At 71.0% G+C, this 11,689-nt stretch carries 11 protein-coding genes and 1 riboswitch; of the genes, 4 read left to right on the top strand and 7 right to left on the bottom strand.

All coding sequences use genetic code 11. The annotated features are described in order from the left end of the window. Position 1 precedes the first annotated feature (1 nt). The 3 genes from ACQ7HM_RS13025 to ACQ7HM_RS13035 are packed head-to-tail and all read right to left on the bottom strand — an operon-like array spanning position 2 to position 5,030. On the bottom strand, positions 2-2,518 hold the full coding sequence (locus ACQ7HM_RS13025; RefSeq protein WP_434216668.1) for a tetratricopeptide repeat protein: 2,517 nt from the start codon (positions 2,516-2,518) through the stop codon (positions 2-4). A 35-nt stretch (positions 2,519-2,553) separates the two neighbouring features. After that, entirely contained in the window at positions 2,554-3,528 is a 975-nt protein-coding gene (locus ACQ7HM_RS13030; protein WP_434216669.1) for a glutamate ABC transporter substrate-binding protein, read from the bottom strand. Continuing rightward, positions 3,525-5,030: a hypothetical protein gene (locus ACQ7HM_RS13035; protein ID WP_434216670.1), complete on the bottom strand. Its 1,506-nt coding sequence runs from the start codon at positions 5,028-5,030 to the stop codon at positions 3,525-3,527. Before ACQ7HM_RS13035 ends, ACQ7HM_RS13030 begins: the two co-directional genes overlap by 4 nt. A 161-nt stretch (positions 5,031-5,191) precedes the next feature. On the opposite strand from ACQ7HM_RS13035, the gene ACQ7HM_RS13040 reads away from it, so the two are divergent. After that, positions 5,192-5,677 (top strand): NUDIX hydrolase, encoded by a 486-nt coding sequence (locus ACQ7HM_RS13040; protein ID WP_434216671.1) that lies wholly within the window; start codon positions 5,192-5,194, stop codon positions 5,675-5,677. A gap of 11 nt (positions 5,678-5,688) precedes the next feature. Here the strand turns inward: ACQ7HM_RS13040 and ACQ7HM_RS13045 are convergent, their stop codons facing one another. The 3 genes from ACQ7HM_RS13045 to thiE form a co-directional block, all read right to left on the bottom strand. After that, the gene (locus ACQ7HM_RS13045; protein ID WP_434216672.1) at positions 5,689-6,219 is read right to left on the bottom strand and encodes a hypothetical protein; all 531 of its coding nucleotides are present in this window, start codon (positions 6,217-6,219) and stop codon (positions 5,689-5,691) included. A 55-nt stretch (positions 6,220-6,274) separates the two neighbouring features. Then, entirely contained in the window at positions 6,275-6,727 is a 453-nt protein-coding gene (locus ACQ7HM_RS13050) for a hypothetical protein (RefSeq protein ID WP_434216673.1), read from the bottom strand. Between the two features lie 220 nt (positions 6,728-6,947). After that, positions 6,948-7,619 carry a thiamine phosphate synthase gene (thiE, locus tag ACQ7HM_RS13055; protein WP_434216674.1) on the bottom strand — a complete coding sequence of 224 codons (672 nt, stop codon included), beginning with the start codon at positions 7,617-7,619 and terminating at the stop codon, positions 6,948-6,950. Positions 7,620-7,675: 56 nt separating this feature from the next. Then, positions 7,676-7,789: riboswitch (TPP riboswitch) on the top strand. On the opposite strand from thiE, the gene thiO reads away from it, so the two are divergent. The 3 genes from thiO (at position 7,786) to ACQ7HM_RS13070 (ending at position 9,846) form a co-directional block, all read left to right on the top strand. Further along, entirely contained in the window at positions 7,786-8,859 is a 1,074-nt protein-coding gene (gene thiO, locus ACQ7HM_RS13060) for a glycine oxidase ThiO (RefSeq protein ID WP_434216675.1), read from the top strand. Its footprint overlaps the riboswitch before it by 4 nt. After that, on the top strand, positions 8,856-9,071 hold the full coding sequence (thiS, locus tag ACQ7HM_RS13065; RefSeq protein WP_434216676.1) for a sulfur carrier protein ThiS: 216 nt from the start codon (positions 8,856-8,858) through the stop codon (positions 9,069-9,071). The genes thiO and thiS overlap by 4 nt, the downstream gene beginning before the upstream one ends. A gap of 67 nt (positions 9,072-9,138) precedes the next feature. Beyond that, positions 9,139-9,846, top strand: coding sequence for a thiazole synthase (locus ACQ7HM_RS13070; protein ID WP_434216950.1), 708 nt, complete (start codon positions 9,139-9,141; stop codon positions 9,844-9,846). Here ACQ7HM_RS13070 and ACQ7HM_RS13075 read toward each other — a convergent pair. Further along, on the bottom strand, positions 9,829-11,538 hold the full coding sequence (locus ACQ7HM_RS13075; RefSeq protein WP_434216677.1) for a PAS domain S-box protein: 1,710 nt from the start codon (positions 11,536-11,538) through the stop codon (positions 9,829-9,831). The two genes, ACQ7HM_RS13070 and ACQ7HM_RS13075, sit on opposite strands and share 18 nt — an antisense overlap. Positions 11,539-11,689 lie beyond the last annotated feature (151 nt).

Raw genomic sequence — 11,689 nt, forward strand, 5'->3', positions numbered from 1 at the left:
CTCAGAACAGGGTGTGCGGCCGGATGAGATTCGCGAGATCGACCAGGTTGAAACGCTGTTTGCGGTCGACCGTCGATCGGGCCAGGCGGCGCAGTGACCGTTCGAGCCCGGCCCGCAGACCGTGTTCGGTGAACGGGAACCCGAGCAGCGAGATGTTCGGTGACGCCTTGTCGGGGTGGGCGTTCACCCAGCCGAGTGCGGTGCCCAACACCATGATCGACAGGCGCGGCTTGCGTGGTTCGGTCTCGGGCATCGCCGCGAGTCGGCGGGCCGCCTCGCGCAACTGGTCGCCGGTGACCTGCTCGGGGTCACGACCGTGGACCAGCGCGAGCACGGTGGTGCACGACGCGGTGTTGAAGTGGCGGCTGGTGGCGGGGACGTCGTCGAGGGCCTTCACCGACTCCTCGATCTCCCCGGCGGTGAACAACATCCGGGCCACGCCGAACGCGGCGGTGACGATGCCGCGGTCGGTCTGCCACAGGGTGGTGTACTCCCGCAGCGCCACCTCGTCCCAGTGTTCTATCGCCGCAGCACGTTCGGGATCGGCCGCGGTCGTGCCGCCACGACGCGAGCCGGGATCGGAACTCTCGCTGCGCAACCAGCGTCCGATGAGTTCGGCGGTCGCGGCGACGGCGAGCTTGGGGGCGATCTCGCCGGGCATCGCCGCCAGCACCGTCGAGAATCGTTCGTGGGCGACCTCGGGTTCCCCGTTGATCAGGGCGCACAACCCGAGGTACCACTCGATACGCCAGGAGTGTTGGTGGTGGCGTGAGGTGATGTCGAGCAACCCCAGCGCGGTGTCGACGTCGCCGAGTTCGATGTAGGCGCGGGCCTCGGCGAGATCGACCTCCAGCGACGGATGGTCGTCGCCGGGGTCGGTGCCGATCAACGACGACAGGCCGTCCTGCTTGGCGCTGCGGATCGTGTCGAGCGTCTGGTTGGGTTCCGACAGCGCCGCCGACGTGAGAAGTCCTGCGGCGGGGTCGGTCTGGTCGACCAGCGGCACGGGCAGCGCCGCGGCGATGTCGTCGGGGTCGAGGAAGGTCTCGGAGTTGATGGGATCGAAGAACCCGTCGACCGGCCCGAGCAGCAGGTCGGTGCCGAAGGTGGTGCGCTGCGGGGTGAACACCGTCGACAGTGCGGGGCGCGGCACACCGGTCGACCGCGCGACGATCTCGCGCAGCACCGACAGCATCTGCGTCGCCATCTCGTCGGTCGACGAGAAGCGCTGCGCCGGATCGGGATCGGTGGATCGCTGCAGCAGTCGGTGGAACGACTCGTTGTCGGCGAGGACCTGCGCGTCCTCGGGGGAGGGGAGGCCGTCGACGTAGCGGCCGTTCTCCATCGGCATCGGCAGGGTGAGAACCGCGAGGGTCCGTCCGATGCTGTAGATGTCGGTCACGATCTGCGGACCGGTCTTCACGATCTCCGGGGCCTGGAATCCCGGTGTCCCGTAGAGGTGTCCGTAGCCGTTGATGGGCGACACCGCGCCGAGGTCGATCATCTTGACCTCGTCGCCGCCGATCATGATGTTCTCGGGTTTGACGTCGTTGAACACCAGGCCCACCGAGTGGAGATAGCCCAGGGCGCCCATGACCTCGAGCAGGTAGGCGATGGCGTGCGAGATCGGTAGGTGCTTGCGGTGTGAGGAGTCGCCGTCGACCGTGGTGAGGCTCTTGAGCGTCGCGCCGCCGACGTACTCCATCACGATGTAGCCGAACGTGCGCCCCGAGGTGTCGAGGTGTTCGACGAAGTTGAAGATCTTGACGATGTTCGGGTGCGACACCGACGCCAGGAACTGCCGTTCGGCGAACGCGACGGCCTGCGCCTCGGCGTCGTTGGAGTTCAACAGGCCCTTGAGCACGACCGCGCGGTCGGACACGTTGCGGTCGAACGCGAGGTAGATCCACCCGAGACCGCCGTGGGCGATGGCGCCGGTGATCTCGTACTGGTCGGCGACCATCGTGCCCGGTGCGAGCCCGGGGGTGAACGAGTAGTGGGCACCGCAGTGGGGGCAGTCGCCGTTGAGCGGGCCCTCGCCGGGACCCGACGCGCGACCCAACGGGCGGCCGCACTGCCAGCAGTCACGCTTGCCCTCGGGGATCACCGGATCGGACATCACAGCGTCCTCGGGTGCGATGTCGCGGACCCAGGTGACGTCGACGAGCCCGGCGCCGAGGCGACGTCGCTTGCGCGTCACCCGACTGGTCAGGGCCTGCAACGCCGGCGGGATGCGGGTGCCGGCGTCGTCGGTGGTGGCCTCGGTGCCCGAACCGCCCGACACGGCGGACGGGACGGCGGCCTGGGTGGCCTGCGTGCCGACGTCGGGAACCGCGGCCCGGGCCGCTTGCGTACCCACCTCGACATCAGTCGCCTGCGTACCCACCTCGAGGTCGGCGGCCTGCGTGGCGACCTCGAGGTCGACGGCCTGGGTGGCGACCTCGACGGCGTCATCGGTGTGGTGGTCGGCGCCGGCGTCAGCGGACACCGGACCCTCGCGTGCGTCGGTCTCGGCCATCGTCGTTCACCTCCCAGAATTCGCGTCGGTCGTGGTCAGTCGCGGTAGAGCGGCTGGGGTGGGTAGTACACCGGTCCGAGGATCGAGAGCCACCGAGTGTAGATCTCGTACCAGGTGCCGTCGGCGCGGATCTGATCGAGCACGCCGTTGACGAACCGCACGAGGTCGGGTTGGTCCCTGTTGATCCCGACGCCGTAGGGCTCCTCGCCCAGGCTCGCCCCGACGACGTGGACGTACGGGTCCTGCGCGGCGAGGCCGGCGAGGATGGCGTCGTCGGTGGACACCGCGTCTACTCCGCCCTGCTGCAGCACCACCAGGCAGTCGGCCCATGTCGACACCGACGCGACGCGCACGCTGGGCACCCGCTGCTGCAGCCGGGCGATGGAGGTGGTGCCGCGCGCGGCGCAGACCCGCTTGTTCGCGAGGTCGTCGATGCCGTTGATCGGCGACCCGCGCAACGCCAGGATGCGTTGCGACGCCTCGTAGTACACGGTCGAGAACGCGATGTCCTGCAGCCGGTCGCAGGTGATGCTGAGGGTCTTGACTACGAGGTCGACCTCGCGGTTCTGCAGCGCCGAGATCCGTTCGTTCGAGGTGAGGATCCGGTATTCGATGCGGTTGGGGTCACCGAAGATCGCCAGCGCGATCTGCTTGGCGATGTCGACGTCGAAGCCCTCGATGTCACCGCTGATCGGGTCGCGGAAGCTGAACAGGTTCGAACCCACATCGAGCCCCACGATGAGCCGTCCGCGCGCGAAGATGCCCTCCATGGCCGAGCCGGTCGGCATACGGCCGACCGGGGGCAGCGGGCCGGGGCGCAGGCTGCCGGTCTCGCACGAGGCCTGGTCGGGGACCTCCTCGCGCGGCGCGTCGGTCGTGAGTCCCGGCGGCGTCGGGGTCGTCGCCGAGGCCGACGGGGGCGGATCGTCGGGCGCGGGTACCCGCAGGCATGCCGACGCGGTGAGCACGACGACCGCGAGGACGAGCGCCGCCAGCAGACGCCGGATCATCGGTACTCCCGGATGCGCGGGGTCATGCCGAGCGCCGAGGTCGCCGCGGCCAACAGGCCGAGCACCAGGGCGCCGCTGCCCACGTATCCGATGACGACCCGCGCGGTGTTGATGTCGTCGCGGAAGGCGGTGCGTGTGCGGGTGATGCCGTCGATGAGCGCGCGGTCGAGGGTCATGTAGGCCTGCGCGGCTCCGTCGGCGGTGTTGCCGACGGCCATCGCGGTCGCCCCGTCGAAGTCGCCGGCGTTGGACCGCTCGATCGTCGCGGCGTGCGCGGTCTGCCACGTCGACAGGGCGGCCAGCGCCCGCTGGACCGATTCTCGGGCATCGGTGTCGTCATCGTCGTCGGTGTCGGCGAGATAGGAGTTGAGGGTGGCCGCGATGCGACCGTTGGCGCTCACGAACTGGTTCTGCAACGTCGCCTCGTCGCCGCGACGCACCAGCGCCAGGGTCTCCGCCGAGCGTGCCTGCTGGGTGAGGATGCGCGCGGTGGTGAGGTCGCGCAGCGGTTGCGCGCCCCTGGTCTCGGCGCTGTTGGTCGACGACACCGAGAGCAGGCTGCCGACGAGCACCCACATGGCCGCCACGACGGTGAACCCGATCGCGAGCAGCAGACCCAGGTTGAGGCGGCGACGGGTGCGTCGGGCCAGGTACTGGTGGGTGGCGATGAGCGCGACGAGCAGCACGGCGAGCGCGGCGTAGACCCCCCACGGCGGGTCGGTGAAGCGGTTCTGCGGATCGCTGATCGCGGTCGACCGCGCGGTGTAGAGCCGCTGCGCCGCGGGCAGGATCGTGGTCTGCATGAGGTTCGAGGCCTCGCCGAGGTAGGCCGACCCGACCGGGTTCCCCAGACGGTTGTTGGTGCGCGCCGATTCGATGAGGCCGGTGTAGACGGGGAGCTGCTCGGCGAGGGAGTTGAGGTCGTCGCGGACGGTGGTGTTCTCCTCGGCCGTCCCGCTCGCCGCCTGGATGAGGGCCTGCGATGCCGTCGCGATCGCCGCGGAGTAGCGACTGCGCAACGCGGCCGGTTCGAGTCCGCCGGAGATGAAGGCCGCGTTCGCCGACGCGTCCGCGATCGACAGATCGCTGTAGAGGACCTGCGACGACTCGGCGATGGGTTCGGTGTCGGAGATGGTCTGGGCCAGTGCCGCGGTCCGGTTGTCGAGCGAGGTCGATGCGTACCAGCCGGTGGCGATCGCCCCGATCACGAGGATGACCGCGATGAGGAACAGCTTGCCCGGGCTGGTGCCCAGGAGCTGTCGGATCGTGGCGAGCGGCGATCGGGCCTGGTCACGCGCCAGCGCCATCAGTTCGCGTCGTTCGGCGCGTGCCCCGCGGGAGGTGAGGGACCCGCGTCGCTCGGTGCGTCGACCGCCTCGCCGGGTGCGCAGCAGCCTGCCGGGCCCGGTCGCGGTGGGTCCCGAACCCTCGGGTCGGTTGTCGACGGACTCCGACGGCCCACGGATCAGCCGGGAGCGCAGGGACGCCGCGTCGCCGGTCACTGAGGGGTCCCTTCCGTGCGGACGGTGCTGATGTACCTGTCCGACTCTAATCGCGCGGCGCGTGCCCATGTCCGCAACGACGACGCCGTCACCTCATCTCGGTACGGTTGAGACATTCGGCGACCTGCTCCGTCGTCGGGGCGAGAGAGACGAGGTGCGGAGTGCGAGGCGACGGTGACGGTTGGGTCTTCGAGTCCGACGGCGTCCGACACTGGGGTCTGCACGGGGCGGCGGGCCTCCTGCTGCGCGCGCCACTCGACGACGGATCGGTCGGGATCCTGCTGCAGCACCGCGCGCTGTGGTCGCACCAGGGCGGCACCTGGGGACTGCCCGGTGGTGCGCGCGACTCCCACGAGTCCGCCCGCGACACCGCCGTGCGCGAGGCCGGCGAGGAGGCCGGCATCTCCCACGACGACCTGACCGTCCGCGACGAGGTGCTGACCCATCAGGCCGCCAGTGGCTGGACCTATCACACGGTGATCGCCGACGTCAGCGCCCCGTTGGCGACCGTTGCCAACGTCGAGTCGTCGGAGCTGCGGTGGGTGGCCGAACAGGTCGTCGACGAACTCCCGCTGCACCCCTCGTTCGCGAAGGCCTGGCCCGCACTGCGCACCCGCATCACCACCGGACTCCCCGGACCGGGCTGACTTCGCCGTCGTCACATCTGGGAGGCCTGGATGTAGATGCGGGTGCCCGATGTCCCGTCGGCGGGGTCGTACTCGGCGGACAGCACCCCGGCCCCGCTGACTGCGCTGTGGCAACCGATCAGTGTGGCCGATTCGCCGGGCCCGTGGTCGTCGCGTGACCTGTGCTGGCTCCCCGGCGTCCGACTCTCCGGACCGCACCCCATCGCCGACGTCGTCAGCAGCCGGTCGCGGTCGGCGGGAGTCCGCGTCTCGACCACCAGGTAGGAACCCGAGTCAGGAAACGACGACTGGTACTCGCCGTAGACGATGCGGTCGCCGGGCCGTAGCTCGAGCCCCAGTCCCTGGGCGAGGCGTCGAGCGGAATTCTTGTCTTCGGAGACGTGAACACCGGTCATCCCGTCGTCGATCCACCGCAGCATCAGCCACCCGCCGGTGAGCACCACCAGGACGGCCATGACGCCCGCACCGAGGCCGATCCAGAGGAACGTGCGGTGTGGTCGCTGCCCGTACCGCGCGTCGACGTTGCTCCCGTTCTCGTCCATCGCGCCGACCGTAATGAACGGTTGTGCAGGATGTGTGCAGATGTCGAGGGGGTGGTCAGCGCAGCCGGTTGGCCGCGGCGATCAGTGCACCGACACCTGCGAGTGCGGGTTCGGGGGCCACGCCCATGCCCCAGGCCCGGTGACCATCGATGTCGCCTTCGACGAAGGTGACGGTGTCGGCGCCGACGGTCTGCTGGTGCAGGCCGGTGATCTCGATCGCGACGCCGAGCGCGTGCAACATCGCAGTCGCCGCGCCGAGCGGTCCGACGGCGGTCGCGTCGACGGCGCAGATGCGGTCACCGACGGCCATCGTCGCGCGGAAGGCGATCAGGTCGTCGTGGGCGGCGACAGCCGACCAGGTGCCCAGGCGGATCGGTCCCGAGACGGCGCGGCCGGCGCAGAAGTCGCGCCAGTCGAGGGTGTCGGCCGCCGCGCGCAGAGCACGTGGCAAGGGAGTGGGGAACCGGCTCGACGCCGGTGCGAAGGGTGTGGATGTGGTGGCGAACATGAGTGGTCTCTCAGGGAAAGAAGGAGGACCGAGAAGACGAGCGCATAGCGACCCCGCAGCGGGGGGTCGGTCGGATCAGACCCCGCTGCGGCGGGCTACGAGAAGAATGCGCGTCATGATGCGACGAGCCTAGATCAGTCGGCGATGAGTACACAACCATCACCGATGGTGCACGCCGCGTGGACCATCCACGCGGCGTGCACTCACGGTGTCATCTGTGTCAGCGACCGGAGACGACCAGTGCGCGCAGTCGCCGGGCGGCGGCGCGGGGGTCGGACGCCCCGGTGATGGCCCGGACGACGACGATCCGGCGGGCGCCGGCGGCGACCACCTCGGGGACCCTCGTCTCGTCGATGCCGCCGATGGCGAACCACGGCAACCGGTTCGATCGCCCGGCCGTGGTCTCGACGAGTCGCAGGCCCGCGGCGGGCCGACCGGGTTTGGTGGGCGTCGGCCAGCACGGTCCGGTGCAGAAGTAGTCGATGTCGGGATCGGCGTCGGCGGCGGCCGCCTGCGTCGCGTCGTGGGTCGAGCGGCCGATGATCGTCTCCCGCCCGACGACCGCGCGCGCGGCGGACGGTGTCAGATCGTCCTGGCCGAGGTGCAGCACGTCCGCCGAGGCGGTGGCGGCGATGTCGGCGCGATCGTTGACGGCGAGCAGCGCACCGTGACGCGCGGTCACTGTCGCCAGGTCACCCAGCAGATCGATCTCCCGGGCGGCCTCGAGCGTCCCGAACTGCTGCTCGCCGGGGGAGCCCTTGTCGCGGAGCTGCACGATGTCGACGCCGCCGGCGAGCGCGGCGTCGACGAAATCCACGAGGTCGCCGCGTTCGCGGCGGGCGTCGGTGCAGAGGTAGAGCCGGGCGTCGGCCAGTCGTGCGCGCGTGTCCACCCGCTCGACCCTAGAGGTCGAGGCCTCTCGACGTGACAGGCGCAGCGTAGGGTCGAGAGCACACACACGGGGGCCCGAGGGATGAATCGGGCTGAGATCGCGGCTCACCGCCGCTGACCGTCGCACCTGATCCGGGTCATGCCGGCGAAGGAAGGGAGTGGACTGCGTGAGCGCACGTCTGGCCGTCGTCGGCGGCGGCGTCATCGGCTCGATGATCGCCTGGCGCGCGGCCCGGAACGGTTGGCGGACAACGCTGCACGCCCCCGATATCGCCGGCGCGGGCACCTCGGTCGCCGGCGGGATGCTCGGCTGCGCGGGGGAGGGGCGGCCCGGTGAGGACGCGGTGCTCGAGTTCGCCCTCGCCGCGCGCGAGCGGTGGCCCGCGCTGCTGGCCGACCTCGAGCAGTCCGGTGTCGACACCGCCGACATCAAGGTCGCCCGCGACACCCTGCTGGTCGCGGCGGACAGCTCCGATGCCGGACACCTGCGCGCCGTGATCGATCACCTCGCCGCCTTCGATGTGCGACCCGAGGCGGTCGACCGGAGCCGGATGCGTTCGGCGGCATCGATGTTGGGGTCCAGCGTGCGGCGCGGACACCTGGTGGCCGGAGAAGGTGCCGTCGACAACCGTGCCCTGCTGGCCGCGGTGCGCTGCGGCGCGCGGGAGGCGGGCGTGACCGTCACGGCCGAGAAGGTCTGCCGCGTGGACGATCTCGACGCCGACCAGGTGGTGGTGGCCGCCGGCTCCTGGACGTCCGATCTCGTCGAGGGCCTGCCCGTCACCGCCGAGAAGGGCGAGATCCTGCGGTTGTCGCGCCCGCCGACCGCGCCGCCACCACCCGACGCCGTGGTCCGCGCCCGCTGGCGTGGCCGCTCGGTGTACGTCGTCCCGCGCCGCGACGGCGTCGTGGTCGGGGCCACCCAGTACGAGACCGGTGACCGCGGCGACACCGCACCACGGGTGGGCGGGGTGAGTGACCTGTTAATCGACGCCACCGAACTGATGCCCGGCCTCGCCGAGTACCGCGTCGTCGAGATCGGCTCTGGCCTGCGCCCCACCACGCCGGACGGATTACCCCTGGTCGGCCGGTCCGATGCCCGCACCATTGTCGCGGTCGGGCACGGACGCAACGGCATCCTCACCGCACCGCTGACCGCCGAACTCGTCGTCGACCTGCTCGACGACCCACCGTCGACGTCACCGTGGGTGGCGCGACTCGACCCCCGGAGGTTCCCATGACCGACCACGCGCAGGTGTCGATCCGGGTGAACGGGACCGACCGCGACCTGCCCGCTGGTATCACCGCCGCCGGACTGCTCGACGCGCTCGGCCTCCCCGACCGGGGCGTCGCCGTCGCCGTCGACGACGCCGTGCACCCACGCTCGGCCTGGGACCGACCGTTGCCCGACGGCGCGCGCGTCGAGATCCTCACGGCGGTACAGGGTGGCTGACGCGCACGACCACCGCGAGGCCGAGGGGCTCGACATCGGCGGGCACCGGTACTCCTCGCGACTGATCATGGGCACGGGTGGCGCCGCGAATCTCGATGTGCTGGAACGCTCTCTGGTCGCGTCGGGCACCGAGCTGACCACCGTCGCGATGCGTCGCGCCGACGCCGGTGGTGGCCCCGGTGTCATCGACCTCCTGCGCCGACTCGGTGTCGCGGTGCTGCCCAACACCGCCGGATGCCGCACCGCCGCCGAGTCGGTGCTCACCGCACAGCTCGCCCGCGAGGCCCTCGAGACCGATCTGGTGAAACTCGAGATCCACGGCGACGACCGCACCCTGCTGCCCGACCCCGTCGAACTGCTCGATGCCGCCGACACCCTCGTCGACGACGGGTTCACCGTGCTCGCCTACACCAGCGATGACCCGATCGTCGCCGCCCGGCTCCGCGACACCGGCGTCGCGGCGGTGATGCCGTTGGGATCACCGATCGGCACCGGACTCGGGATCGCCAACCCCCACCACATCGAGATGATCGTCGCGTCCGCCTCGACACCGGTCATCCTCGACGCCGGGGTCGGCACGGCCAGCGACGCGGCGTTGGCGATGGAACTCGGCTGCGACGGGGTGTTGTTGGCGTCGGCGGTCAACCGCGCCGACGACCCGCCGATGATGGCGGCGGCCATGGCCGCGGCCGTGCACGGCGGGTTCCTGGCCCGGCGGGCCGGACGCATCCCGCGTCGCTTCTGGGCGCAGGCCTCGTCACCCGCCCGCGACTGAACCCGTCGCCTCGGCGCTGTCGCGGGTCTGTTTGGCGAGGTACATCGCCTGGTCGGCGTCCCGCAGGAGGTCCTCGGGTTCGGCGCTGCGCGACGATGCGACCCCCACGCTGATGGTCAGCGGCTCCGATGCGCCGGTGTCGGCGGCGCGGATCCGAGCGGTCATCCGCGCGACGTCGTCCGCTGACGTGCGGGTCAGGATCGCGAACTCGTCGCCGCCGTAGCGCGCGACGGTGTCGCCCGGCCCGGCGACGTCGGTCAACGCCCCGGCGACCGCGCGCAGGAGCTCGTCCCCGACCGCGTGCCCGCGGGTGTCGTTCACCGACTTGAAGCGGTCGACGTCGCAGAACAGCACGGTCACCTCGGGCCCGCCGCCGCGAGCGTCGTCGAGGGCCGCGCCGAGCAGCTCGGTGAAACGGGTGCGATTGAGCAGACCGGTCAGCGGATCGGAGATGGCCCGACGGAGCAGGTCGGCCTCGGCGATCTTGCGGGTGGTGATGTCGTGGAGCTGTTCGAGGACCGCCGACGGACTGCCGTCGACGCCGCGGAGCACCACCGATGTCGCGTCGACCCAGACCGTCGAGCCGTCGGCGCGCAACAGCCTGGCCTCGTAGGCGGATCCGACGGCGTCGGGGACGCCCGCGGCGATCGCGGTCTCGACGGTGTCGCGGTCGTCGCCGTGGACGCGGTCGAGCAGCGTCGTCCCGACGAGGTCGGCGTCGGTGGCACCGAGCATCTCCTGCAGGGCCACGTTGGTCCGCCGCACGCGCCCGTCGACACCGCGCAACGCCATCCCGATCGGTGACGACGCCATCACGGTGCGGAACACCTCGACCGCGGCGTCGCGGGCCTGCTCGGCCTCGATGCGCGCGGTCACCTCACGAAACGACGACTGCAACTGGTGCGGTCGGCCGCGTCGGTCACGGATCAGCTGTCCGATCACCTCGGCCCACAGCACCGCACCGTCGGCGCGCCAGATGCGCACCGTCACCGTCACGGGCTCCGCTCCGTCGAGCAGCGCGACGAGCGCAGCGTTCGCCGCACCGATGTCATCGGCATGGATCAGATCGAAGACGTTGGTGCCCAGGAGTTCCGCGGGTAGGCGGCCGAACACGCGACCGGCTGCCGGCGACGCCCACAACCAGGTGCCGTCGAGGCCGTGGATGCCGACGACCTCGTGGGACCGCTCGGTGATCATCCGGAACGTGCGCTCGGACTGCGCCAGACGCAGCTCGGCCGCTCGGGGGCCGTCGATGACGCTGAAACACGACAGCACGGCTCCGGGAGGCCGCGGCTCGTCGTGCGGGAGCATGTGGGTGTCGACGCGCAGCCAGGAGTGCTCGCCCGCCGCGTCGCTGCCGCGCTGCACGCCGATGAGCACGCCGGACTGCGGGCGGCCGGTGCGCAGGGTGGTGTTCGCCGGCAGTTCGTCGCTCGCGACCGGATCGCCGTCGACGGTGATCGCCGACCAGCGTTGGTCCACGATGGTGCGCCCCAGCAGTTGCTCGACGGAGAGTCCGAGGATGTCGGCGGCGGCCGGGGTCGCGGCGATGAACCGTCCGTCGGCACCGCTCACGATCACGCCGAACTCGGTGACCGGGACCCGCCCCAGCACGCGCGCGGCCATCGACTCGAGCTCGGGAGTCGTCCACGGCGCAGCGCCGGCGGCCACAGGGGAACCGGGTGACGTCACTGTGCTTCCGCCTCTCCCACGCCCGAAGTCCGCCCCGAACCGCAGGTCGACGATACCCGTCCGCACCCGCATCGCCCCCGGGATCGTCCGACCTTCGACGGCCCCCGACGACCACCGTTGTCAATCCATCGACCGATCCGCCGCGCTTGTC

It is taken from the genome of Williamsia sp. MIQD14 (genome assembly GCF_051025635.1).
GTDB lineage: Bacteria > Actinomycetota > Actinomycetes > Mycobacteriales > Mycobacteriaceae > Williamsia_A.